The organism is Paraperlucidibaca baekdonensis (assembly GCF_003387535.1).
Classification (GTDB): domain Bacteria; phylum Pseudomonadota; class Gammaproteobacteria; order Pseudomonadales; family Moraxellaceae; genus Perlucidibaca; species Perlucidibaca baekdonensis.
On the sequence record NZ_QUNR01000001.1, the window covers coordinates 48,529 to 74,607 of the forward strand.

20 protein-coding genes and 1 other RNA gene are annotated in these 26,079 nt (G+C 56.4%); 8 read left to right on the forward strand and 13 right to left on the reverse strand.

The annotated features are described in order from the left end of the window. Nucleotides 1-2 precede the first annotated feature (2 nt). The 5 genes from carA to grpE form a co-directional block, all read right to left on the reverse strand. The gene (gene carA, locus DFR26_RS00225) at nt 3-1,145 is read right to left on the reverse strand and encodes a glutamine-hydrolyzing carbamoyl-phosphate synthase small subunit (protein ID WP_116207596.1); all 1,143 of its coding nucleotides are present in this window, start codon (nt 1,143-1,145) and stop codon (nt 3-5) included. A gap of 182 nt (nt 1,146-1,327) precedes the next feature. Next, nucleotides 1,328-2,137, reverse strand: a complete 810-nt coding sequence (dapB, locus tag DFR26_RS00230; protein ID WP_116206947.1) for a 4-hydroxy-tetrahydrodipicolinate reductase — start codon at nt 2,135-2,137, stop codon at nt 1,328-1,330. Further along, on the reverse strand, nt 2,134-3,267 hold the full coding sequence (gene dnaJ, locus DFR26_RS00235; RefSeq protein ID WP_116206948.1) for a molecular chaperone DnaJ: 1,134 nt from the start codon (nt 3,265-3,267) through the stop codon (nt 2,134-2,136). The genes dapB and dnaJ overlap by 4 nt, the downstream gene beginning before the upstream one ends. Nucleotides 3,268-3,366: 99 nt before the next feature. After that, entirely contained in the window at nt 3,367-5,295 is a 1,929-nt protein-coding gene (gene dnaK / locus DFR26_RS00240; protein ID WP_116206949.1) for a molecular chaperone DnaK, read from the reverse strand. A gap of 137 nt (nt 5,296-5,432) precedes the next feature. Next, nucleotides 5,433-5,993, reverse strand: coding sequence for a nucleotide exchange factor GrpE (gene grpE / locus DFR26_RS00245; RefSeq protein WP_116206950.1), 561 nt, complete (start codon nt 5,991-5,993; stop codon nt 5,433-5,435). A 152-nt stretch (nt 5,994-6,145) separates the two neighbouring features. On the opposite strand from grpE, the gene recN reads away from it, so the two are divergent. After that, entirely contained in the window at nt 6,146-7,801 is a 1,656-nt protein-coding gene (gene recN / locus DFR26_RS00250) for a DNA repair protein RecN (RefSeq protein WP_116206951.1), read from the forward strand. Between the two features lie 2 nt (nt 7,802-7,803). On the opposite strand, the gene fur is transcribed toward recN, so the two are convergent. Continuing rightward, nucleotides 7,804-8,226, reverse strand: a complete 423-nt coding sequence (gene fur / locus DFR26_RS00255; RefSeq protein WP_116206952.1) for a ferric iron uptake transcriptional regulator — start codon at nt 8,224-8,226, stop codon at nt 7,804-7,806. A 64-nt stretch (nt 8,227-8,290) separates the two neighbouring features. Between fur and DFR26_RS00260 the strand changes: the two genes are divergently transcribed. Next, nucleotides 8,291-8,725, forward strand: a complete 435-nt coding sequence (locus tag DFR26_RS00260) for an outer membrane protein assembly factor BamE (protein ID WP_116206953.1) — start codon at nt 8,291-8,293, stop codon at nt 8,723-8,725. A gap of 18 nt (nt 8,726-8,743) precedes the next feature. On the opposite strand, the gene DFR26_RS00265 is transcribed toward DFR26_RS00260, so the two are convergent. Further along, on the reverse strand, nt 8,744-9,037 hold the full coding sequence (locus tag DFR26_RS00265; protein WP_116206954.1) for an RnfH family protein: 294 nt from the start codon (nt 9,035-9,037) through the stop codon (nt 8,744-8,746). Continuing rightward, on the reverse strand, nt 9,037-10,176 hold the full coding sequence (locus tag DFR26_RS00270; protein ID WP_116206955.1) for a hypothetical protein: 1,140 nt from the start codon (nt 10,174-10,176) through the stop codon (nt 9,037-9,039). Before DFR26_RS00270 ends, DFR26_RS00265 begins: the two co-directional genes overlap by 1 nt. Nucleotides 10,177-10,284: 108 nt before the next feature. On the opposite strand from DFR26_RS00270, the gene smpB reads away from it, so the two are divergent. Next, nucleotides 10,285-10,749, forward strand: coding sequence for an SsrA-binding protein SmpB (gene smpB / locus DFR26_RS00275; RefSeq protein ID WP_116206956.1), 465 nt, complete (start codon nt 10,285-10,287; stop codon nt 10,747-10,749). An 84-nt stretch (nt 10,750-10,833) separates the two neighbouring features. Here the strand turns inward: smpB and DFR26_RS00280 are convergent, their stop codons facing one another. Then, nucleotides 10,834-12,255, reverse strand: a complete 1,422-nt coding sequence (locus tag DFR26_RS00280; RefSeq protein WP_116206957.1) for an aldehyde dehydrogenase family protein — start codon at nt 12,253-12,255, stop codon at nt 10,834-10,836. A gap of 21 nt (nt 12,256-12,276) precedes the next feature. Beyond that, complete coding sequence (locus DFR26_RS00285) at nt 12,277-14,907, reverse strand: penicillin acylase family protein (RefSeq protein WP_116206958.1); 2,631 nt, start codon at nt 14,905-14,907, stop codon at nt 12,277-12,279. 108 nt (nt 14,908-15,015) lie between these two features. Between DFR26_RS00285 and ssrA the strand changes: the two genes are divergently transcribed. The 4 genes from ssrA (at nt 15,016) to DFR26_RS00305 (ending at nt 20,588) form a co-directional block, all read left to right on the forward strand. After that, nucleotides 15,016-15,369: a transfer-messenger RNA gene (ssrA, locus tag DFR26_RS00290) on the forward strand. 134 nt (nt 15,370-15,503) lie between these two features. Then, entirely contained in the window at nt 15,504-18,638 is a 3,135-nt protein-coding gene (locus DFR26_RS00295; protein WP_147300246.1) for a hypothetical protein, read from the forward strand. Between the two features lie 10 nt (nt 18,639-18,648). Continuing rightward, complete coding sequence (locus DFR26_RS00300) at nt 18,649-19,545, forward strand: mechanosensitive ion channel family protein (protein WP_116206960.1); 897 nt, start codon at nt 18,649-18,651, stop codon at nt 19,543-19,545. Continuing rightward, nucleotides 19,542-20,588, forward strand: a complete 1,047-nt coding sequence (locus DFR26_RS00305) for a potassium channel family protein (RefSeq protein WP_220375669.1) — start codon at nt 19,542-19,544, stop codon at nt 20,586-20,588. The genes DFR26_RS00300 and DFR26_RS00305 overlap by 4 nt, the downstream gene beginning before the upstream one ends. Here DFR26_RS00305 and DFR26_RS00310 read toward each other — a convergent pair. Further along, on the reverse strand, nt 20,585-21,451 hold the full coding sequence (locus DFR26_RS00310; protein WP_116206961.1) for a mechanosensitive ion channel family protein: 867 nt from the start codon (nt 21,449-21,451) through the stop codon (nt 20,585-20,587). The two genes, DFR26_RS00305 and DFR26_RS00310, sit on opposite strands and share 4 nt — an antisense overlap. A gap of 89 nt (nt 21,452-21,540) precedes the next feature. Between DFR26_RS00310 and DFR26_RS00315 the strand changes: the two genes are divergently transcribed. Then, entirely contained in the window at nt 21,541-22,455 is a 915-nt protein-coding gene (locus DFR26_RS00315) for a mechanosensitive ion channel family protein (RefSeq protein WP_116206962.1), read from the forward strand. Here the strand turns inward: DFR26_RS00315 and DFR26_RS00320 are convergent. Beyond that, the gene (locus DFR26_RS00320) at nt 22,452-23,858 is read right to left on the reverse strand and encodes a hypothetical protein (protein WP_116206963.1); all 1,407 of its coding nucleotides are present in this window, start codon (nt 23,856-23,858) and stop codon (nt 22,452-22,454) included. The genes DFR26_RS00315 and DFR26_RS00320 overlap by 4 nt on opposite strands. Then, on the reverse strand, nt 23,858-26,071 hold the full coding sequence (locus DFR26_RS00325; RefSeq protein ID WP_116206964.1) for a peptidase M19: 2,214 nt from the start codon (nt 26,069-26,071) through the stop codon (nt 23,858-23,860). Before DFR26_RS00325 ends, DFR26_RS00320 begins: the two co-directional genes overlap by 1 nt. Between the last annotated feature and the right edge of the window lie 8 nt (nt 26,072-26,079).

Below are 26,079 nucleotides of genomic sequence, written 5' to 3' on the forward strand. Positions count from 1 at the left end.
TCTTACTTCCGAGCCTGCATCAATTCAATAAAATGGTCGAACAAGGGCTGCGCATCGTTCGGGCCGGGACTGGCCTCAGGGTGACCCTGAAAGCTGAACGCCGGTTTATCGGTGCGATGAATGCCTTGCAGCGAACCATCGAAGAGTGATTTGTGGGTCACGCGCAAGGTCGCTGGCAATGACGCTTCGTCGACCGCAAAGCCGTGGTTTTGGCTGGTGATCATGACGCGCCCGGCATCGATGTCTTGCACCGGATGGTTAGCGCCGTGATGGCCAAACTTCATTTTCAAGGTTTTCGCACCGGATGCCAGCGCCAGCAGCTGGTGGCCTAAGCAGATGCCAAACACCGGAATGTCAGTTTCCAAAAAGGCTTTAATGGCATCGATGGCGTAGTCGCAGGGCTCGGGGTCGCCTGGGCCATTGGAGAGGAAAATGCCATCAGGATTCATCGCCAAAACGTCGGCGGCAGGCGTTTTCGCCGGCACCACGGTGAGCTCGCAGCCGCGATCGGCGAGCAAGCGCAGAATATTTTGCTTCACGCCAAAGTCATAAGCCACGACCTTAAAGCGCGGCGCCTCACTGGGCTCTTGATAGCCGCTGGCTAAGGTCCAGCTGCCCTGTATCCATTGATAGGCTTTATCGCTACTCACCACTTGCGCCAGATCGGCACCTTTCAGGCTAGGCACTTGCTTGGCCGCGGCGATGGCTGCCTCCACGGCGCCATCAGCAACAGCCGCTGCACCGGCCACGATGACACCATTCTGCGCACCTTTTTCACGCAAAATGCGCGTTAGGCGGCGCGTATCAATGTCCGCAATCGCCACCACGCCATTGCGCAGCAAATACTGCGGCAACGTCTCGATCATGCGCCAGTTACTGGCCAATAGCGGCAAATCGCGGATGATTAAGCCGGCAGCCCAGACCTGCGTAGACTCGTTATCTTCGCTGTTCACGCCAGTATTGCCGATGTGCGGATAAGTCAGCGTGACCATTTGCTGGCAATACGATGGGTCGGTGAGGATTTCTTGATAGCCGGTCATGGCGGTGTTGAACACCACCTCGCCAGAGGACTGTCCATCAGCCCCAATAGATACGCCCTTGAAAACACTTCCGTCTTCTAGCGCAAGAATGGCAACGTTGCTCAAACCGACCTCCACAAAGCGATTTTAGTTAAGCGCGCGTGCAAAAAAACGAGAAGCGATGACTATCCTTCTCGTTGTATCCATATAGGGGTTGCACGCTGGCACGATTTGAAACGGCATTCTACGCAGATGCGACCGCGCTGTCCAACCAAAGGCACGGCTAAATGCGCGGGCTCAGCAGATGCTTAAGACAGGCCGAGCACGTCTTGCATGGAGTATAGCGCTGGCGTTTGCGCGGTCTTATCTGACGCAAGCCAGCGCGCTGAACGCACCGCACCGGTGGCGAAATTGGCTCGATTGGTGGCGACATGGCGGACTTCCACGCGCTCGCCTTCACCAAAGAAAAATACCGTGTGATCGCCCACGGTATCGCCACCGCGCAGCGTTTGAAAACCAATCTGCTGACGTTCGCGGGCGCCGGTGTGGCCGTGGCGCGCATAGACCGCGACCTCATCGAGATTACGACCTAACGCACTCGCCACGGCTTCACCCATCATCAGCGCGGTACCCGAGGGCGCATCAACTTTGTGGCGATGGTGCGCCTCCAGCACATCGATATCGACGCTGTCACCAAAAGCTTTCGCCGCCAGCTCCAACATTTTCAATGAGACATTGACGCCGACCGAGTAGTTGCCCGAATACACCATGGCCTGCTCGGCGCTAAGCGCCGCTAGCTCGGCTTTTTGCTCAGCATTGAGCCCGGTGGTGCCAATCACCAAGCCGCGCCCCAAACGCTGACACACACCGGCATGGATGATCGTGGCGGCTGGCGCGGTGAAGTCAATGGCGACATCAAAATCGACCTGCGCCAAGTCATCCGTAATGCTCACGCCGAGCCGGCCAACACCCGCCAGCTCACCCGCATCTTGGCCTAAAAACTCCGAGCCATTGCGCTCAATGGCGGCACTTAACTGCACGCCCTCAGCTGCATGCACAGCGGCGATCAAGGCCCGCCCCATGCGCCCGCCAGCACCACAAATGGCAATTCGTGTCATTTTGTCATCTCATCAAAAAACTTACGCACAGCACTAAAGAAGGACTCTTTATTGGGCGATTGCTTGTTGTCGTCACCGCTCATGGTTTGCTTAAACTGGCGCAGCATGTCTTTTTGCTCGCTGCTCAAGTTCACCGGCGTTTCCACAATCACGCGACACAGCATATCGCCTGGTGCGTGGGCGCGAATTGGCTTCACGCCCTTGCCCTTCAAGCGAAATAGCTTACCGGTTTGCGCACCCTCGGGGATGCGCAACTTCACGCGGCCATCGAGGGTGGGCACTTCCAGCTCACCACCCAATGCGGCATCGGCAAAATCGATTGGCACTTCGCAATACAGATCGGCGCCATCGCGCTTGAAAATACGATGCTCACGTACCGACACTTGCACATACAGGTCGCCCGCTGGGCCGCCCTGCGCGCCCGCCTCGCCTTCGCCCGTGAGGCGAATGCGATCGCCGGTATCAACACCGGCTGGGATTTTTACTTCTAAGGTCTTTTGCTTACGCACTCGACCTTCACCACGACAACTGCCGCATGGGTCGGTGATCACACTGCCGCGACCATGACAGCTGGGGCAGGTTTGACTCATCACAAAGAAGCCTTGCTGAACACGTACTTGGCCGCTGCCATTACAGCTTCGGCAGGGACTTGCGCTGGTGCCTTTTTTCGCACCGGAGCCATCGCAGGGCTCGCACTCCGACATGGTCGGCACGCGAATTTGGACTTTCGTGCCACGCACGGCCTCTTCTAAATCTAGCTCTAAGGTGTAGCCTAAATCGGAGCCGCGATTGCTACGCTGTTGGCCACCGCCGCGACCGCCGCCACCGAAAATATCACCAAAGACATCGCCAAAAATATCACCAAAACCGGCGCCACCAGCGCCACCGCCGCCGCCCATATTGGGGTCTACGCCAGCGTGGCCATACCGATCGTAGGCAGCGCGCTTATCGGCATCGGAAAGTATTTCATAGGCCTCATTGGCCTCTTTAAATTTGTCTTCGGCTTCTTTGCTATCGGGGTTGCGATCAGGGTGATGCTTCATCGCTAAGCGCCGATAGGCTTTTTTCATCTCATCGGCAGTGGCATTTTTTTGCACACCCAATACGTCGTAAAAATCACGCTTGGCCATCTCTCTTCCCTCAAGCACTCACGCAAAATCGCGCTTTCATCGTATAAATACAAACGCGGGGATATCCCCGCGCCTGCGTTACTTCAGCATCAAACGAGCTTATTTTTTCTCGTCTTTAACTTCTTCAAACTCAGCATCGACGGCGCCGTCATCACGCTTCGGCTCAGCGGCGGCCTCTTCGCCCGCACCCGCTGCACCGGCGGCATCGCCAGCTTGATCAGCATACATTTTCTGCATGATCGGCATGGACGCATTGCTCAGCGCCTCAACAGCCGCGTCAATTTGCTCCTTGTCGTTGGCTTTGATGGCTTCTTCCACCTTCGCCATCTCTGCTTCAACCGTCGCCTTCTCTTCTTCGCTAACTTTGTCGCCAAGATCGGCAATGGCTTTTTTCGTCGAATGCACGAGCTGGTCGGCTTGGTTGCGCGACTCCACTAACTCGGCAAACTTTTTATCTTCCTCGGCATTGGCTTCGGCATCACGCACCATTTTTTCGACTTCTTCATCGCTCAAACCAGAGTTGGCTTTAATGATGATGCTCTGCTCTTTGCCCGTGGCTTTATCTTTCGCGCCCACGTTCAAAATGCCATTGGCGTCGATATCAAACGTCACTTCAATTTGCGGCATGCCGCGTGGTGCCGGCGGAATATCAGCCAAATCGAAACGGCCTAATGATTTATTTTGCACAGCTTGCTTGCGCTCGCCTTGCACCACGTGAATCGTCACCGCTGCTTGGTTATCGTCGGCCGTGGAGAACACCTGCTGCTTTTTCGTAGGAATGGTGGTGTTTTTCTCAATCAACACCGTCATCACGCCACCCATGGTTTCAATGCCTAAGCTCAATGGTGTGACATCGAGCAGCAACACATCTTTCACATCGCCCGCCAACACAGCGCCTTGGTATGCAGCGCCAATGGCCACGGCTTCATCGGGGTTCACATCGCGGCGTGGTTCTTGGCCAAAGAAAGCCTTCACACGCTCCATCACTAGGGGCATACGAATCTGACCACCGACCAAAATCACATCGCTAATATCGCCGACTTTCAGGCCTGCGTCGCTGAGCGCCACACGGCATGGCTCAATGGTACGGGCCACTAAATCTTCCACCAACGCCTCAAGCTTGGCGCGCGTGACTTTCACATTTAAATGCTTAGGACCTGATGCATCAGCGGTGATGTAAGGCAGGTTAACGTCGGTCTGTGTACTCGTTGACAGCTCAATTTTGGCTTTCTCAGCAGCTTCTTTTAAGCGCTGTAATGCCAATGGGTCGCTATGCAAGTCAATGCCTGACTCTTTCTTGAACTCATCCGCCAAATAATCGATCAAGCGCAAATCGAAATCTTCGCCACCTAAGAAGGTATCGCCGTTGGTCGATAACACTTCGAACTGGTGCTCGCCATCGACTTCAGCAATTTCAATGATCGATACGTCAAATGTACCGCCACCCAGGTCATACACCGCAATTTTGCGATCGCCTTCTTTTTTGTCCATGCCAAAGGCCAAGGCTGCAGCGGTTGGCTCATTGATAATGCGCTTAACATCCAGGCCCGCAATACGGCCGGCATCTTTAGTGGCCTGACGTTGTGAGTCATTGAAGTAAGCAGGCACGGTGATAACCGCTTCAGTAACCGCCTCGCCAAGATAATCCTCGGCGGTTTTTTTCATTTTCTTCAAGACTTCAGCGGAGATTTGAGGCGGCGCTTTTTTGTCACCCTTCACTTCCACCCACGCATCGCCGTTATCGGCCGCCACAATGCTATATGGCACCATTTTGATGTCTTTTTGCACGATGTCATCTTTGAACTTACGGCCAATCAAACGCTTTACTGCAAACAGTGTGTTGGTGGGGTTGGTGACTGCTTGACGCTTTGCGCCAGCACCGACTAACACTTCGTTGTCGGTGAAAGCGACAATCGACGGCGTAGTGCGCGCGCCTTCCGCGTTTTCAATGACTTTAACTTTATCGCCATCTAAAATCGCGACGCAGCTGTTGGTGGTGCCTAAGTCAATCCCAATAATTTTACCCATTATGCTCTCCTACTCGCCCGACGCTCGGTGCCGCGGCTGTGTTAATGATTAATGGCACGTTGCTGGTGCCTTGTTAGTGATATGAGGCTGCAATCATCGATTTCAAGCCTGACCACTGGTTGCTAGTGGAAATTTCTTTAGCCAGCGCTCGCGACAACCACCATCGCTGGGCGCAACAGACGCCCCGACAAGGTGTAGCCTTTTTGAAAGACCGCCGTGACTGAGTTTGGCTCAGCGGTGGTGGAGGGCTGTGTTGATACCGCCTGATGCAACTCCGGATTAAACGGCTCACCGAGTGGGTCGACCGCCTCAACACCGAAACGCTTGAGCGTATCGACAAATAACTTGTGCGTGAGCGACACACCTTCATGCAATGCTTGCAGCGCAGGCTCTTCAGTAGGCGTTGCCTGCAAGGCGCGCTCTAAATTATCCGCGACATCGAGCAGGCTGCCGGCAAACTTTTCCAATGCGAATTTATGCGCCGCCGTCACATCGCGCTCAGCACGACGCTGGATATTTTGGATATCGGCCTGGGTGCGCAGCTGCAAGTCCTTTAACTGACCTTCAAGCTCAGCGATGCGCGCCATGCCGGCATCTACGCTGTCATCGACAAATTCGGGCATCTCAACGCTCTGCGGCTGCTCAGACGCCTCATGCTCTGGCACGTCGTCGTGCGTTGGTGGCGTTTGCTCGCTCATAAAAGTCTCCTGTCTCGGCAATTTACTGATGAGAATGTAGGTGGCGACCTTCGCTGGTTATTTCAAGGGCAAACTGAAAATTCAGCCTCGCCGCATCGCAACTCGGCACGCTCTGGCCTATTATTGAAACATTGCCCTGAGGAATCTCTGCCATGCTGAGTCTGCTCAAAATCAGCCAATTTGCCATTGTTGAAAATCTTGAACTGGAGCTCGACGCGGGCTTTAGTGTGATCACCGGCGAGACCGGCGCCGGCAAGTCTATTTTGATGGATGCACTCGGCCTCTGCTTGGGCGACCGGGCCGATGGTTCGGTGGTGCGCGCAGGCGCAGAGCGCGCCGATGTGAGCGCCTTGTTTTTGGTTGGCCACTTGCCTGAAGCACAAGCGTGGCTTATCGAGCGCGAATTAGATGAAAGCGACGAATGCACATTGCGCCGAACCTTTAACCGGGATGGTCGCTCGCGCGCCTATATCAATGGCCGGCCGGCAAACCTAAGCGATCTACGCGCCATTGGCGAGCGCCTCATTGATATTCATAGCCAGCATGAACACCAAACGCTGCTGCGCAAAGACAGCCATCGCAGCATGCTAGATAGCTTTGCCAACTTGCGCGTGGAAGCCAAAGCCCTCTCCGGCCATTACGCGCAATGGCAGCAGGCCGCTAGCAAGCTTGCCCATGCCGAACGTGCCGGCGCTGAGCAGGCCGCGCGCCTCGAGATTGTTGAGCATTTGCTGCAAGAGCTCAGCCAGCTCAATCTTGGCCCCGATGAATACGCTCGCCTCGAGCAGCGCCATGACACACTCGCGCACATTGGCACCTTACAGCTCGATGGCGAACAGGCATTAGCCATGATTAGCGAGGGCGAAAATGACAACGCCAGCCGCTATCTACAGCGCGCGATTCGATCGCTCGAGCCGCACGCTCAGCGCGCCAATGCACTGGCCGAGGCCATCGATTTGCTGCGTAGCGCACACATTCAAATTGAAGAAGCTTCGCCCACGTTACGCCACTTCCTCGACGACCTTGAAGCCAGCCCCAATGAGCTTGCCGAGCTTGAGCAGCGGCTCAGCCAATGCCATCAGCTCGCGCGCAAACACCGAGTCGCACCGGAAACATTGCCGAGCGTATACGATGCACTGAATGCCGAGCGCGACGCTCTGCTTGAAGCCGCAGACCTTGGCTTACTCGCCGAACAGGCCCGTGCGGCAGAGCAGAGCTACCAAACGCATGCGACTGCTTTGCGTCGCGCCCGTGGCGAGGCGGCCACGCGTTTCTGCGATGATATTCAGCAGTTTTTAAGTGGCTTGGGCATGAGTAACGCACGCTTGGCTCTCACCCTAACGCCACTCGCCAAGCCCAGCGCTATTGGTTTGGATGATATTGAATTTCACTTCAGCGCCAACCCTGGCCAGCCTTTGCGGCCATTAGGCAAGGTTGCTTCAGGCGGCGAGCTGTCACGACTGTCACTGGGCATCCAAGTGGTTCACGCTCGCCATTCGCCCGTGCCGGTGATGGTGTTTGATGAAGTCGATGTGGGTATTGGTGGCGGCATCGCCGAGGTCGTTGGGCGCCTATTACGCGCACTTGGCGAAAACGCCCAGGTCTTCAGCATTACGCATCAACCACAAGTCGCGGCGCGTGGCCACCATCATTTACGGGTGGAAAAACGCGTGGTCGATGGCACAACGCACAGCACCGTGGTGGCACTTAGTGATGCCGAACGTATTGAGGAAATTGCTCGTATGTCGGGTGGCATGACCATCACCGAAGAAACCCGCGAGCATGCGCGCACGCTGATGGCCAACTAGACTTAGTCGACTGGCTTATCTTCCAAGCGGCGCACATAAAGCACCAGGTTGTGATCCACCAGCTCGTAGCCGTGGGCCTTCACCACTTCCCGTTGGCGCCGCTCGATTTCGGCGTCAAAAAACTCAATGACATCGCCGCTATCGACGCAGACCATGTGGTCGTGGTGCTCACCTTGGCTTAGTTCAAACACCGAGTGACCGCCCTCAAAGTTATGGCGCTCGACCATGCCAGCCGACTCAAACTGCGTGAGCACGCGATACACCGTGGCCAAGCCAACATCCTCACCAGAGGCCAACAGCGCCTTGTAGACATCCTCGGCACTCATGTGATGGACATCGGAGCTTTCTAAAAGCTCGAGAATTTTCACGCGCGGCATGGTGACCTTCAGGCCGGCTTTGCGGAGTTCTTGATTACTTCCTGACATGGTTCGTCTCTTCGCTACGGTTGCCGTATGATAGCGCGATCAACTTACAAGGATCACTCGGGTCATGCAAAAAAAGCTGCTGGCAATTGCCCTCATCGCCGCCGTACTGAGCAGCGTAGGCTGTAAAAACGTTTTCCGCGCCTACCGCATCGATGTTGTGCAAGGCCAAACCATCACTAGCGAGCAAGCCGACAAAATTAAAATCGGCATGTCGCCTGCGCAAGTGCGCTATGTGCTGGGCTCGCCGCTCATCACCGACACACTCAACCCCACGCGCTGGGACTACACCTACCGCTTCCTACCCGGCACCTACGCTACAGAAGCTGGCTTGGAAAAAGTGCCACATCGCCGCCTGAGTGTATTTTTTGCCAATGGCGTGGTGGCAAATATCGACCGCGAGGGCAAGCTGCCCAGCACCACCACGTCATTGCCCAATAGCAAAGACGGCGCGGTGCGTACCACCGAATCATCACTCGAAAGCCAACGCCCCGCCGAATAAACCCGCGTGCGGCGTGCTTCAGCGCGCCGCCTTGGCTTTTTCAGCGCGCGCCTTGCGAGCCGCTTTCGGATCAATCGTTAGCGGCCGATAAATCTCCACGCGATCGCCGTCCGCCAAGACATAGCTGGACGGCTCACTCACCGTTTTGCTCCACACACCCACCGCTAATGGCGAGTCATCGGCCATTAGGTCTGGGCATTTGGCGCGAATCTCGGCGTCATCGAGTAACGCCGCAAGCGTCGTGCCTTCAGCGACTTCGCGCGCCCACAGCCATTGTTGCTGAGGCTCGGCATAGGCTATTTCAACGCGCATTAGAGCAGGCCCAAAAGCATGGCCACGCCCGCCAGCAGTGACAACGGCGCCACCCAGCGAATGGCTATACGCCAGATAGTGTAGGCGGCCTCGCTCGGCAACTTGAGGGCTTTCCGGGCATGGCTCATTTTCATTACCCAGCCCGCGTAGATGGCCAGCACCAGCGCATTAACGGTCATCCACAGCAGCAGCAGCAAGCTCAGTTGCTGTAGCCGCACGATGCCACCGGTATACCAGAGCAGCTCGGCGAGCCCAGTAACGAGCACTAAAACGACAAAGAGCGCCGGCCAGCGGCTGAGTCCGCGCGCCATGAGCACGGCCAACGCCGGCTGTGCCAGGATCAACATCATCAGCAGGCACGCCACGGCGGCGAGCAACACGGCCGTCATGCCGGGCACCAAGATCGCGAGCACCATGGCTGCAGCAAATAATGCGCTGGCCATTTGCATAATGGGCTGACGCGGTGTGTGCTGCTGCCAAGGCCAGCGAGCCATCAAGCCAGCGCCACCCAGCAGGCCGCCAAGCAGCCACGCCGCTGACCATCCGGCACCGCCTGGCAGCGCCAAACTCGAGGCCACTGACCAGGACTGATCGTGCGAGAGCGAGTAGCCACTAAGGCCAGCGAGTAACAGCATGGGCACTAACCACGCGATGAGCTTGGCGTGGCCAATAAAGCGCAGCAGCCCTAAAAACACCACCACGGTCGTCACTGCCGGCACCAACAGCGCCGAGGCCAACCACCCCGACTGCGACTGCAACAGTGTTTGCAACGCCATCGTGGATAACACGCCAGCCCATGTGGCCGTTAGCACGGTGGCCAGTAAGCCCGCCAGCAGCGCGCTATACGCCAAGACGCGCCAAGCCCGATTGGCATCGCTTTCGCGTGTTAACTGCTGCATGCCATCGACCAATGAACGCTGGCTGCGAACCGCCAAAGCGCGCTCCGCCAAGGCCAACGGCCATGCCGCGAGAAGGGCCGACAGCGCCAACAATGGCAGCTCATTCCAGAGCACACCGGCGCCAATGAGGCCGCCCCATACCAGCACCGTCATGGCCACGGCAATGCTTTGAACCGACGCCGCTTGGGCATTCGCCACAGCTAATGAAGAGGGAGATGAAGAATTGGGCACCGACGTCATGAATACTCTCTGTTGTTGTCTGGCGAATGACCGCTGAAAGCGGAAAACTTATTTTCAAGCGGCTCGTGCAGATACACAAGGCCACCATTGTGCCTATAATTGTCGGCTATGAGCCAAACTAAATCATCGACTATTGCCCTCAACCGCCGCGCCCGCCACGAATTCTTCATTGAAGAACGTTTCGAGGCCGGACTGTCGTTGCTGGGCTGGGAAGTCAAATCGCTGCGTGCCGGCAAATGCAACTTAACCGACGCCTATGTCTTGTTGAAAAATAACGAGGCCTGGGTCATTGGTGTGCATATTCAGCCACTCATTGCTGCCTCCACTCACGTTATCGCTGACCCAACGCGCACGCGCAAGCTGCTGCTGCGCGCCCGTGAAATAGACCGGCTCTTTGGCGAGGTGAAGCAAAAGGGCCATACCTGCATTCCGCTCGCCATGTATTGGAGTGGTGGTCGCGCCAAGATCGAAATAGCGCTGGTTAAAGGGAAGCAATTACACGATAAACGCGATGCTGAAAAAGATCGCGACTGGAAGCGTGAGAAGGCTCGCGTGATGCGTAATCGTGGTTAGCGCAGCGCGCTGCGCCCGATTGGCGATCTCAAATAAAAAGCCCGGCAGATGCTGGGCTTTTTATTTGTCACCTATTGCGAGCACTTACACCGTTTTCATAAACAGCCCAATGAGCTTGCGGGTCGTGGCGGTATAGGGCGGGAAGAACATTTTCGCGAGCATAATACGCGTGCGCACCACCGCGCGTTCGTGCGAAAAGCTCTTAAAACCAAAGTGTCCGTGCGCGCTGCCCATGCCCGAATTATTGACACCACCAAAAGGCAAGTTACCGTGTAAAAACTGCACCACGCAATGGTTAATACACGCACCACCCGACGTGGTGTTTTGCATAACGCGCTGAATCACCGCCTCATCTTTCGCCCACACATACAGCGCTAACGGCTTCTGATCGGCATTGATGCGGCCAATCACTTCATCAAGGTCGCGGTATTCGAAAATCGGCAAAATTGGCCCGAAGATTTCTTCTTTCATGATTGTTGAATCGGCGCTGATATTTTCAATCAGCGTCGGCGAAATAAAGCAGTCTGCGGTGTCGGCATGACCACCGGCGAGTACGCGCGCGCCTTTACTCACAGCGTCATCGAGCAGACCTTTAACACGCTGCGTGTGGCGCTCATTCACGATCCGCGCAAGGTATTCACTTTGCTGCGGTTGCGCGCCATAGACCTCACTCATCACCTTAGTGCAGGCGGCGACAAAGTCGGCCTTCACATCGGCATGTACGTAGATATGATCAGGTGCGATGCAGGTTTGACCATTGTTGGTGAACTTTGCCCAGAGAATATTTTTCGCCGCCAAAGTCAAATCAGCAGACGCATCGACAATGGTTGGCGACTTGCCGCCAAGCTCCAGCGTGACGCTGGTCAAATGCTTCGCCGCCGCCGCCATCACGACTTTGCCAATCGCTGGCGAGCCGGTGAAGAAAATATGGTCAAACGGCAGATCCAAGAGCGCCTGTGCCACCGGCGCATCACCTTCAAATACCGTGACCTCGGCCGGATCAAACACCTCACGCACAATTTTACAAATCACCGCAGAGGCCGCCGGTGTCATCTCGGAAGGCTTGATGATGGCCGTGTTACCTGCAGCAATGGCAGAAATGAGTGGGCCAATACTGAGGTTCACCGGGTAATTCCACGGCGAAACGATTAAGCAGCGACCTTTCGGCTCATACTGAATATAGCCCTTGGTGCCAAACATCATGCGCGATGGCCACACGCCTTGCGGCTTCATCCAACTTTTGAGATTACGCATGGCATCGTTGGCCTCAGCCACCACCGGTAAAATTTCGGTGAGCTCAACCTCAGTGGGCGGCTTGCGGAAATCGGCATAGCCCGCATCAATAATGTCTTGCTGATGCGCCAGCAGACTGTCGCGCAGTTTGCGAATTTTCTCGCGACGCTCACCGACCGTGGACTGACGCAGGCGAATGGCCGTGGCGCGATGCGCGTCAAAGGCCTGCTGGATGAGCGCGGTTTGTACCGGCGTATTCTGTTCTGCGGTCATGGTTTTGCCCTCAAGTGAGCCTTATTGGCTCAGTGTCTTTTTAGAAATTTGTTGTTGTTGAATCTGTGCCGGCGTGAAAGGGAATGTCTGCCAGCGCTTCATGCCATAGGCCTCGGTGAAGTCTTTAAAATGCGGGCTCGCCGGGTCTGATGATTGCGAGTAGGTAATAAAACCAGCCGCAATCGGATTGCGCTGGGCATCCCAAGTCACTGTTTGCAAGTAGCTGTTGCCGTACTCCACCGTGTATCCGTCAGACGTCAGATTTTCCGGCACAGTCGATACTACCGTGAAGGCCCCTGCCCCGCCACTGCCACCAAAAACCGGCAAAACCGCATCGCCATGGACACCGGAGCGTTGGATTTCACCTAAAGGTCGATCGAATGGAATGCCTGTGGCTTTCACCGCGGCAATGGCGTCAGCAAAGGCCATTTGCACGGTCAGCGCATTGGTATTGAGTGTGTTTGGCGTATTGATGGGGTCGGCACTAGAAAACGGCACCGACCACAGATCCGTCACCGGCGTGGGAATCGGCAGCGCGATGGGCAGACCCAATGGCGCGGCGCTAGCACGGCGCCAAAACTCACGCCAAATATGGCTGCCCACTGACGTCAGATTATCGCTGCCATCCCAGGCCGCCAGCACGCCGCACGCCGCAGCAACATCGGCACCATTGGCGGGTCCCTCACCACCGAGCAACAGTGGCTGCGCACAGAGACTATCGACAACCGTTTGGCGCGTTAGCTCAGCCGAATAAATCTGGCTCGACAGCGCCACATCCTGCAGCGTAGCAATATCAAAGCCGGTGCCGGGACGGCCATCGCTGCCATCTAAGCGACGCTCCGCCTGCAGCAAACACAGGCGCGTGCGCAATGTGCGCTCAGCATTTTCATCGCCAATAATGCGCGCGAAGCCGGTCAGCGGCTCGTTAGCGTTGGTCAGCCAATGGCTATCGTTACAGTTGGCAACATAGTCATCGCGCTGCAGCGATGGCAGGTTGCTAGCACCAAAAACACCGGGCGCAGGCGCGTCGTCATCGTTGAGCCATTCACAGGCCGAGCGGCTGCCATCGAGCAAAGGCAAGCCGGCGGCGACTTGATCGATCACCAAGCTAAATGGCAGCGCACGACAGCTGGCGACGAGGCTGTCGGGCACATTCGGTACCACCGTGACATCGCCATAATAGACCTTACCGCCGGGGCCACTGGCCACGGTGTTGACCCATGGCACGCCAAGCTGCGAGGCCTGCAGGCCAATAAACTCATCGAGGCTAGTGGACTCATTCCAACGGCCAAACTGATTGATCAGGCGGTCATTTTCTAAATTTGCATCGCGCATGCTATAGGCCAATACCGGTGTCCACGCCAGCACCGGCACGCCGGAGGCACCGACAGTGATCATCGGGCCAAAATGGCTTTTATAGAGCGTGCGCGTGCGCTCGGTAATTTGGCCATCGGCATTTTTCACCTGAATAGTCAGCGGCACGGCCGTGAGGTCGCGCATCTCGCCGTCGTACAGGTATTGCGTGGGGTTGAGCGGGTTCAGCTTCAGTTCATAGAGCGTGAAGCGGTAAGCCGTGGAGACCGTGTGGCTCCACGCGACATTTTTATTGAAGCCAATGAGCACGGCCGGCACGCCATAGAGCGAGGAGCCCATGATGTCGAACTTGCCGGGAATGGTGTTGTGCGAAATCCACAAGCGTTCGGTGCCCGACCACGGAAAATGCGGATTGCCATAGACAATGGGGTTGCCGGTATTGCTGGCGTCTTTGCCGAACGCATACATATTGCTGCCGAAACGCTCGTGCTCTTGCAGGTCAGCAAACGCGCCGGGATTAGCCGCGAGCGCCTGTTGCTTCCACGCCACTTCGTTTTGCGGCGTGTATGGCTGCGCGCGCCGTGGCGTCTCGATGTGCGCCAAGGGCAGGCCAAGACCGCCCAACACATCGAGCAGGGGCGCCAGCAAATCGCCCAATGGCCCGGGCAATAGCCCGCCCAGCGCACCCACGCCGGGCAGCGGCAGGTTATTTAGGCCAGGCGGCTGCGCATTGGCGATTTCCTGCACAAATACCGAGCTACTGGCCAACACCGAGAGCCGCACAAAGCGGCGATACATGTCGTCGGTGCTAATCGGCTGCAGCCACTCGCCATCGGCGCAAGCAGCATGGCGACCGGGATGCTCACCGGCTTTTAGCTCACCGATATAGCGGTTGAAACCGACCGTCCAGCCAGTGACGAGCTCTTGAAAGCGCGGGATAGTTTTCGCCTCGGTGCGCTCCACCGCGGCGTCATCGGCGATGAATTTCCAGAAAAAGTCGCTGGAGACGTTATCGGCAACGCTGTCATTGGCGGGAATGCGGTAGCTGCCATCGGGCCCGAAAAAGCGCGAACGCTGGCCGCGAATGGTGACGAAGTCATCCATCATGGTGCAGAGGTTGTCTTCAGCGAAGGCATAGCCTTGGCCATAACCTAGGCTGCCAAAATCGCGCGCCGTGATGTGTGGAATGCCCATCTCAGTGCGAACAATCTCGGCGCTGTACTCACCTTCGCGCGCGGCACCATTATTCCCGCTACCGCTGGAGCTGCCGCCACAGGCGGCCAACAGTGCGGTGCTCATGAGCACGCTAAGCGAACAGACGGCGCGAATAGATTTCATGGCTCATCTCATTTGTTATTGTTATGTAACAACCGACAATAATCGAGCCACAGAGACCGCGCAAGTAAATGACAAGCGCCACGACTGCGCGTATAGTGGAATTGCTTTGGGGATGACATGGCTTCGACGCCGGTTATGAAACCTGCAGGGGCATGCGGAGAGTGAGTGGCCTCTCCTAAATCAACTTCTCAAACAAATAGTCGCAAACGACGAAAACTACGCACTAGCCGCCTAAATCCGGCTTATGACTCAACTTGCATGCCGATATGCGGGGGCGGTCAGCGCAAAAAATATCGGATCGCTACATGACTTGCCGCGCGTCATGATGCTAAAACCCAGTGGATCGCTTGTCGTACCCTGTCTCTCGGGCCGCGCTGAGTTAAATCAATAGAGAAGACTAAGCATGTAGAACCGAGGGTAGAGTGCTGACGGACGCGGGTTCGATCCCCGCCATCTCCACCAAATGCAAAACCGAGAACCCGCACGGCGACACGCTCTGCGGGTTTTTTGTTGCCTAATGATCGCTGCCCCGCTAGTGTCGCTAATCAGGGTATTGCACAGCTTCACTTTTAAAATAAGAACCATTGAGGTGCGTGTTGACGATTAAGGCAAGCTGGTCACAAATCGCCGTATTGATGCTGACATTCTTGATCACGCCGCTACGAGCCGACGACAACGCAGCAACCCGTGAAGACGCCGTGCCTAGCGCACAAGATGTGACACGCACACATTTGCAGGCTGAAATTGCTGATCTTCAAGCCCTGCTAGTCGGTCAGCTACCGCAAAACGCCTCACTGCCAGCGCTTTTTGAAATTGACCTCAATAATCCCCAAGCTGTCGCGCAGCGCATATCTGCGCTTGAGTCGCGCTTAAACGCTGAGCCTGACGCGGCGCTAAAAGCCGCCAACACGGCAAAAGATAAGCAAGATGCTAAAGCCGACTCTGAGCAAGACGACAACGCCGATGCCGGAATGGCCGCACCCATTGCCCAGGCGGATCAATTTGTACTGATTCGGCGCGAGCGTGATCGTCTGCGGCTGAGCTTTCTGCAGCTGCCGGCTGAGCGCCGCAGCGCACTCATTGAGCAAGATCGCCTGAAGCGCACCCAAGAAGCACTGGTCGCCGAACAAGCCGCGGCAGCGGCAGCAATGGCGCGCAGCGAATTGGCGCGTGATAACGCCCTCGCAGCGGCAACCGCCGCGCGTAACGACAGCGAACGTGTATTGGCAACCGAAGAGGCCCGCTTGCTCGCGCAGCTCAGCGAGCTCAGCACCCTGCGCCAACAATGGGCCGACAGCAACCAGGCTAACCTCAATGAACGCCGTGCACTATTTGCCCGCTATGCCGCGGTGTCACAACAAACACCGCTGCCCAGCGCACAGGCCGATGAGCTCTACAATAGTATTCGTGGCGACTTAGACCAGCTGCGGGTAGGCGCAGCCGATGCCCTCAATCAGCTCGATAACGCCAGCCAAGTGCCACTTCTCGAGGAGCCTCTTTCGCTGAATGATGCGCGCTTTGCGGCGCATGGCGAACGTGTTGCGCGTTTGCTACAACTTCGCCTGCGCATTAGCCAAGAAACCCAAGCGCTGCGCGAGCGTGAGCGCCAAGAACGCTATGAAGACGCGCGCGAAAAAATGACGGGCTTAAAAACGCTGCAGTCACAACGGGTGATTTTGCTCAGCCAACTCAGCCCAAACAAGCGCGCCGAAGTCACCGGCTTTAATGCGCAAGGCATGTCTCGTGTGGCTGATGAAATCGCGCATGTGCGTCTGATGGTGCGTTGGTACCCGTTGCAACGAACGCATGACGCTCAAGGCCTGATGTCATTGCTGCAAAATGTGTTTACGGCCGGCAAGTTTGGTGTTGGTCTTTTACAGCTCGTGTTCATTTTGGCGCTTGGTGTGTGGGCGCGCCGCCGCAGTCGTGATTGGATTGGCAAAGCACGCCAATGGCTTTCGAACCATGTCCAGCCGAAAAACCTGCGACTGCGTCTCGATCGCGCCATGTTGACGCTAACGGCTATGTCTCGCGAGCTGATGCTGCTGCTCTGCATTTATATCGTGTTTGACTGGCTTTATGCGCCCGCGCAATCGATCACAGAAGTGGCGGTTTTACGCAAACTTGCCTATGCCTACGGCTTTTATGCGCTCGCGTTGGCACTGATTCATCGGGTTTTCCTCACCGCCATTTCGCGCTACCGCTCGGTGACGCCGGAGCTAAACAGCAAGATTTTGCGCTCGCTGCGATGGGTGGCGCGCTGGGCCCTAGTGGTCAGTATCTATTTGATTTTTGCGCAGGCACTGCTCGGTCGCGGCGCGCTGTATGGGATCGCCGAAGACGTCGCCACATTTGGTGCGGTGGTGGTGGCATGGCGCTTAATTCGCGCCTGGCGCATTGAGGTGACGCAGGCGTACTTGAGCTACTCGCCCGATGGCCGCTTGGCCGATATGGTGCATAAAAGCAAAGGCCACAGTTATGGCCTGGTGTTGGCGGCAGCGGCTTTTGTCATTGTTGCTGCGCGTGGCTTATGGACATGGGTCACCGATCTAGCACTAGGCTTTGAACAAACGCGCAAGGCATTAGCGTATCTATTTCGTCGCCAGCTTGAGCGTCAATCGCGTAAGCAAGCCGATGCCGTTGAGCCAACCGCGCTACCCGATGCGCTCACAGAGGCGCTCAGCGAAGAGCCCGCCGACGTTACACTGAGCATTGACCACTTCCCCAAACTCGATGCCATTGTAAAGCAGGCCAATGCGCTCTATGACGGTGGCCATGGCGCCTTAATCGCGCTCACCGGCGATCGCGGCGCAGGCAAAACGACGTGGCTGATGGCCATGCAGCGGCATTTGCCCAGCGACATGTCGTGCACCTACGAAAGCCTTGAAGAGCGCGTCTACGATGCCGACAGCGTCTGCCGTCTGCTGTGTCGCGTGCTGGGCATTGGCGAGACCACAGAGCCAAAGGAAATTATTGCGCAATTACACGCTCAGCGCCCGCAAGTGGTGCTGCTCGATTTAGGGCAAAACCTGATGTTGCGAACGGTGGGCGGTCTTGCTGGTTACGATGTCTTTGTTGCCATTGCCCAGGCCACCGTCGGGCGCGTGCTGTGGCTGGTCGCTTTCGCCTCCTGGCCCTATGAGTACCTTCAGCGCATTCACCCCAATCGCGATGTATATGACCAGCATTTGGTGTTGTCGCCTTGGTCAGATCAACGCATCGGCGAGCTTATCGACTCGCGCATGGCGAGCGCCGACTTTACCGCCGACTATGACAGCCTGCTGAGCAATGATGCGCTCGCGCCAAGCCCCGCGTCGCTCAATAGCGAAGTCGAGGCCGAACGTATTGCCGATCGTTATCACCGCCTGGTCTGGGATTATGCCGATGGCAACCCGCGCTTAGCGCTGCACTTTTTCCGGTTATCATTAACCTGGACAGGCGAGCGGCGCGTTGAGGTGCACCTGTTCCCAATGCCGCCAGTCGGTGCATTGGAAGACTTTGCCACCCGCACGCACTATGTCTTGGCGTGTTTAGTGCAGCATGAAAATCTCACGGCGACTGAAGCCTCGGTGTCGCTCGGGTTCCCACTCAGCGAATGTGAGCGCGCCTTGTACTTACTGCATCAGCGCGGCTTCCTAACCGTCGGCAATGCCCAACGCTACCGAGTCTCGACGCATTGGAACCGGGCCGTGTTGCGCTATTTGCAACGTAAAAAATTACTCGTGGTATGAGGCTTAAGCGATGAATGACGCCACGCAAATTTTACAATTTATCCGTCCCGGCAGCTTACCCACGGCAATCCTAATCATCGCCATTGCCTGGGCCATGGTGCAGGTTTTACGTAAGGTCAGTGAGCAGCTTGGCGACCGCATGGTGGATCGGCGCTTGGCCATCAACCAGCTCGCCACCATCCTGCGCTTTGTCATTTATATCGGCACCATCGCCGCCATTGTGCCAGTGGTGTTTGTGCTCTCCGATGAGATGCTGCTCGCACTTGGCGGCACTATTGCGGTGACCGTGGGCTTTGCCTTTAAAGACTTGGCGGCATCGATTATTGCCGGCATCACGCTGCTTATCGACAAACCCTTTCAGGTCGGCGATCGCGTTAGCTTCGATGGCTATTATGGCGAAATCGTCGCCATTGGCCTGCGCTCGGTGCGACTGGTTACGCTCGATGACAACCTCATCACCATCCCCAACAATAAATTCCTCAACGACAGCGTCTCCAGCGGCAATGCCGGCGAGCTCAATATGCTCATCCAGCTCGATTTCTATATTGCCATCGATCAGGACTTAGCGCTGGCCAAGCGCATTGCTCGTGAAGCCATTACCACCAGCCCGTATGCATTTTTAGATAAGCCCTGGGCGGTTTTGGTCAATGAGGTCGTGCATGAGCAGTATTTTGCGTTGCGCATTCGCACCAAGGTCTATGTCATGGATGTGCGCAATGAAAAGCTGCTCGAATCCGACGTTACCGAGCGCATCGTGCGCGGCTTTGCTGAGGCGAATATTCAGCGCCCCGCCATTCTTTATCGCGTAGCGCCACGCAACAACGACGATGGCCTGCTTGATGGCGAGGCCGGTGTCGGCGTCAATCTGGACACCGGCAATCCCAGCCAGCATGGCGGCGCCTCATGATGATGAAACCACCAGGCCGCACGCAAAAATTGCGCAAGCGCTTGTTTGTTAAATCGGAGCACTCGCCAGAGCAAGTATTGCTGCGCCGTATTGGTCTGATTGTTGGGCTTATTAGCCTCGTGTTGCTGATCTTTTGGATAGACCGCGACGGTCTGCGCGATCAAATCGATGGCCATGTCAGTTTCAGCGATATTGCCTACTTCACGGCCGTCACCATTACCACCGTGGGTTATGGCGACATTGTGCCGGTCAGTGATCGCGCACGCATCGTTGATACGATTTTGGTCACCCCGCTACGTTTATTTATCTGGTTTATTTTCTTGGGCACCGCCTATGAGCTGGTGCTGCAACGCTGGTTGGAGACTCGCCGCATGACACGACTACAAAAATCCCTGCGTGATCACGTGATCATTTGCGGCTATGGCCACAGCGGCGAAAGTGCTGCCCGTGAAGCTCTGTCGCGCGGCACACCGATGGGCCAGGTACTGATCATTGACCAGCATGCAGAACATCTGAAACGGGCTGCCGAGCACGGACATATTGGCCTCCTTGGCGACGCCACCAGCGAGGAGATTCTGCGCGATGCCGGTGTCGATAACGCCAAGGCTGTGCTGATTTGCCTAGGCCGTGATGACGCGGCCGTGCTAACGGTGCTCACCACGCGGCATCTTAATGCCGACGTGCGCATCATCGCCTCGGTCAATGAGGAAGAAAACATCAAGATCATCCGCCAAGCCGGCGCCGATGCGATTGTTGCGCCGTCGATTGTTGGCGGCTACTTGATGGCCGACTCGGTGGACTCCACGTTTGTTGCCGACTACATCAATGACTTGATGCAATCCGATGGCCGTGTGCGGCTCATTGAGCGCGCCGTTCGCCCAGATGAAATTGGCAAGCGCATGCGCGAGCTAGGTCCTAACCTGGTGGTGCGCGTGCATCGTGACGGCGAGCGCATTGGCTTTTGGGAAGATGAGCGCGCGGTCATTGAGCCCAATGACCGCTTACTGGAAATCGAGCCCAACCACGCGCTTGATGGCGCTTAATGCTCGGTCGTGGCGCTCGGTGTGGGCGCCAATAGCTGCAAGGTCTCATAGGGCATATCGACGCCCGCCTCACGCAGCGTTTCAAAAATACGCTCACGCAGCGCAAAACGCAGCTCCACATGTTCACGCTCGTTGAAGATCCACACCTGCAGCTCTAGGGCTAAATTGTAGTCATTGAGCGCGGTGACTACCACGCGCGGTGCCGGCTCAGTCATAAACTCTTTGCTTTCGTGCACCAAACCGAGCAGCAGGCCACGCACGCGCTCTAGGCTCTCTTCCACGCCAACCGTGACAGCAATATCGATGCGCAAATGCGGGAAATTCGTGTAGCTAGCCACCGTCTGATTAATCACTTCGGTGTTTGGCACCGCCAGCATTTTGCCATCTCGGGTGATGATTCGCGTGGAGCGTAGCGTGATGCGCTCTACGCGACCGTACTGGCCATCGACCTCAACCAAATCACCGATCACAAACGGTCTATCGATGAAAATCAGAATGCCCGAAATCAAATTCGACAGCGCATCTTTAGCGGCAAAACCGATGGTCAAACCGGCAATACCCAATGAGGCAATGACCGCGCCGGTTTGAATGCCAGCGCTATCGAGCGCGCTAATTAAGCCAATGGCCAAGACGCCATACTTCAGCAATGTCTGCATAAATGACACGGTCGTGGCATCGGCACCACTGCGCTGAAAAGCGCTATTGAGCGCCGCTCGCAAAAGCCGCCAGAGCAGATAAAACGCGCCAAATACCGCGAGTGCGGCCGATAGATTGATTAAGCCATCGATAGCCGTTTTACTCAGCTCATCGACCGAAAATGCCTCATGCAAACGTGCCATGAGGCGAGTGCTTAGCTCGTCCATTAATGCCTCTCAATATCAGGGTTTGGGTTTACACGGTGGGTCAGACTTGTATTATCGAGTGTAATCAAAAACGCTCATACAGGCACCGCATGAATTTCTCCGAATGGCTCGATCACGCCGGTTCACTCCTCACTCACCCCTTAGTTAGCGTTGGTCAAACCGATATCTCCATCGGTCGCCTCATTGCTGTCATTGGCTTCTTGGTGCTTGCCGGTGTCGTGGTGTCACTCATTGATCGTGCCTTGCAACGCTTAGCCAAACCAGGGCGCAGCGTCACGCTCAGCAAGTCTGGCGTCTATGCGCTATCGCGCATCATGCGTTACACCGTGTGGGCGCTGGTTGCCTTTATGGGCCTCGACTACCTGGGCATCAATCTCTCGCACTTCGCTTTAATCGGCGGTGCTATTGGTGTCGGCATTGGTTTCGGTCTGCAAAATATTTTCAGCAACTTTATTTCCGGCATCGTGCTGCTGCTCGAGCAAACCTTGAAAGTGGGCGACTTTGTTGACCTGCAATCGGGCGTGGTCGGTCGCGTTAGTGAAATAAACATCCGATACACGCGGGTCACCACCAATGATTCGGTCGATGTCATTGTGCCGAACTCCGAATTCATCAATGGCCGAGTCACCAACTGGACCTTCGATACCGACAGCCGCCGCGTCCATGTACCCTTTGGTGTGGCTTATGGCTGCGATAAAGACCTGGTGCGTGAAGCTGGTCTTGCAGCGGCTGAAACGGTTGACGGCACGGTGAGCAATGCCACACACAAGAGTGATGTCTGGCTAGTTGGCTTTGGCGACAATAGCCTAAACTTTGAGCTGGTTATTTGGGTCAATGAGCAGTTGGTGAAAACCCCAGCACGCACGCAAGCGCTGTATTTGTGGGCACTCGAAACGGAGCTCACGACACGCAACATCGAAATCCCCTTCCCGCAACGCGACCTGCATATTCGCTCGGGCGTGCTGCAAATCGCCAAGGTCGATGGCGCAGAGGCTAGCAGCTAACGCGCCCCAATGGGCTGTGCCAAAATCCACAGCCCAGACGCCGTAAACGCCATCATCAGCACCAGCAAGGGCAACTGACTGAGCGTGGCCTGACGCGCGGTGGCAAAGCTGCGCAAGGCAATGCGATGGCCGATATACACGCTGATCACATGCCCCAGCACAATCAAGCCCACCTGCGTGTGCCAGACCACCGCCACATCGGGAATGATCGGTGCACGCCACAGCCCAGCACTGCCAAACACATTCCAGCCCCAACCAAACGGGTCAGAAAGCATGCTCACGATCTTCACACCCTGCGTGAAAATCAGCGTGTAGTAGTGCGTGATGTTATAGACCAAGGCAATCGGCAGCAGGCTGTAGGCAAAGCGCAAACACAGCTCCCGCGTACTCAATGCACTGCCGGTCAGCCCCTTCGCCAAGGCCATGCTTAGCCAATAAAATACCCCGTAGATAAACGGCGAAAGCAGCAGCACCGCGCTCTCAAAAGCAAAGTAATACGGCCGCAATGTGACAAAATTGTAAATCGGCGCGCTGCCCATCCAGGCCGTCAGCCAGCCCGTACGATCATGCCAAAACAGCGACACCCACCAGCTGGTCGCCCGCAGGCCATCAAAGGCCGTGGCTGAGAGCAAAAATAAGACGAAAAATAGCAGCGCCAGATGCCGTGGCTGCTCACGTAACATCCCGGAAAATGGCGCCTGCCAGCTGAGTTGGCGACGACCGTTATGCAGCGGCGACATCAGGGCCATGAGGCGAAACATCACGGAAAATAGCTCACCGTGGCGCGCCCATGAGCGCACACCAAATAGCCACATGGCCAGCACGGTATAGAGCGTGTAGGCGGCGAGCATTTGGCCGAGGCTCATGGGTGTGTTGTGAGTAAACAGCTCGACCCAAATCAGCCCCAAATACGCCACAAATGCAGGCCAATAATTCAGCCCGCGGGGGTAGCGCCGCAGACCACGCTGCCATCGCGACGGCATCACCAGCTTGGCGAGCGTGACAAAAGGATTAATGTCGCGATAACGATCGCCAAACAGCGTGCAGACATAGGCAAAACCCAGCAAAAACACGATCCAAAAAAAGGTCATGCTGAAGTTGACATACGGATCACGGTTGCCAAATAAACCGGTGGCGATCGTCAGCAGCAACACCATGACGCTCAATGAGCGCGCGACGACCTGACGCGAGGGCTTTTTTCGATAAAGCCGATAACGACGACTCAGGGCGAGATGCTGCTCGCCGCGCAACATAAACGCGGCCAGAAAAAACGACAGCGCCAATGCCGCCGCACCGCCATAGACATAAAGCCAAAGCGGCACCGGCAGGTTGTATTGACGACCAAAGGAATGCGCCCATGCCAATGACGGCATGAGCGCAAGCAGCGCGACAACAACGCGCATTAGCGGTCTAGCACCTGCTCCCACATTTGGATATACGCCTCAGCCGAGTGGTACAGCGCATCCAGCGCCTCTTTGCCACCCTCTAGACGAATCTCCTCCACATAATCAGCGACCATGCCGTAATGCGCGGTGCCGACCTCATCGATTGGCCAAGTTTTACCGCTCTCCGGATGCGTTTGCAGATTAAATTGCACTGGCTTAATGCCCGCAAATTGCGCGCCCCAATCTGGCCCACTAAACAGCGTGAAGGGATAGGTCACCGGCTCGCTACCCGCGCCTCGCGGCGGCGCACGATCGGCGATGCCATTCGCGTCCATACCGTAGCCAAGTGGAATCTGGCCTCGGCTAGCGGGCCAAATCGGTTTGATTTTTTCAAGAAACTCCACATGGCCTTTGCCATTGGGCTTGAAGGGATAAATCAGGCCGCCGCCATTAAGCAGGTCTTTGGCTTGCTGCAGGCTCAAGCCGCCTTGCGCACCATGCGCGGAGATGAGCGGGTAGCTTGGTGTTTGCGCATTAGCAATTTCCAACATTTTGCCTTTCACCGAGAGCTCAGCATGGTCGATATCAATGATGAAGCCCTTGGCCATCAAGCGCTCCATGACGTACTCGCCCAAGTCGGTCATGCCGCGGGTATTACAGAGGCGACGGTCAGTTGGGTAGATCGGCAAACGGCCATTGGTTAAGCCAAGCACGAGGCTGGTGAGTGGGTCATTGCCGAGACCGGGAGGTGACAGCGTGGCTTTAAAGCCGGCATTGTAGAAATAACTGTCACCTTCGCCGCCATCGGGGCAGTCGTAGGTTTCCCAAAAGCCAGTCGTGCCATAGAAACCAACGATATTGAGGATCTCTTGAAACAGGCCAGTGCCGCCAAGCGCGCTATTGATGTCGTGATAGGGGAAAATCTCGCGCACGCCCAAGTCCCAGACTTCGTCGATTTGGCGATCGATGCTTTCGCGCGTGCAACCGCGTGTCTCACCGAGCAAATTTAGTGGTGAAAAACGCACATCGCAGTTAAACACATTGGCGAACTCGAGCCCGGCCACGACCGCTAACTTGCCATCGTTAATGACGCGGCGCGCTTCTTGCGGACTGCGCACGATGCGAAACCACCCCATGCCTGGGCCGCCCTCTTGCGCATCAATATAGTTTTGCAGCTGGAACAGATACTTCACCTGCGCAATACCTAAGCGCATGTCGTTGCACTCAGCCGTTGGCCGCAGCACCGCCAAACGGCCGATTTCGCAGAGCGCGGCAATATTTGTGCCCTCGCTAACCATGATGCGCAAACCGGCTTTCCAAGCGCGCTCCACCCATTTGTAATACATGGCTTGGTGCAGCTGTGAATCAAACTGCGGCCAGTCAATAAACGTCGGCCAGCCCTGCGTGTCGTGCGTGGTCAATGGCGTCATGTCGAGCACCAAGGCCTCGGGATCGCGAATGCCATTGGGGCCATGCCAGTCAGCGCAGTCTTCGATTGCATGTGGCACACCAAAACGATGGAACATTTGGCCATACAGCACGCCGCCGGCCGATGGGCCAACCGTGGTTTTGCCATCAGACATCTCGTGGCCCATGGCCATATGCGTGTGAACTTCAGCAAAACCCACGACCGGCTTGTCGATGCCACGCCCGACATAGGTCTCACCGACGCTATCGGTACTGATTTCCGGATACGCCGTGCAATCTTCAGCTGGCACAAAGCGGAACTCGCTGGCCGGGCCTTGGCTAGAGGCTAATGTCAGTGCATCTTGCGCACTGCGTTGCATACGCACCGAGGTGTCGCTATTGCTTAGTGTGAAGATGCCGGCACGCGGCATATCGACAGTCCAGACCGTGGCATTACTGGGCTGCGAAGCACTGGTCACGGCGCTGCCACCATTGCTCAATAAGCTGCTGTTTTTGGCCTGAATCAGGTACTCGCCAAGCGCTGTTGGCTTCATGTAGAAGCGCTCGGCGTTGGCCGCCGACAATGACGCGAAGCTGTAGCGGCCCGTGTTGGAGCGCGTGGCGAAACCGTTGTTTTCTGCCGACTGCATAACAAAGCAATTATTGGCCATGGCAAAGCGTGTGGTAGGCGGTTTGCGCTCTTGCGCTGCCGCGGTTGCTGATGAACCCCCACTGCTGCCGCCGCCACAGGCAGCCAGCGTGCTGGCTAGTGCTAGCAATGCGCAGGCGGCAAAACCAGGCTTAATCGATGGGTTGTGTGTCATGGGCTTGA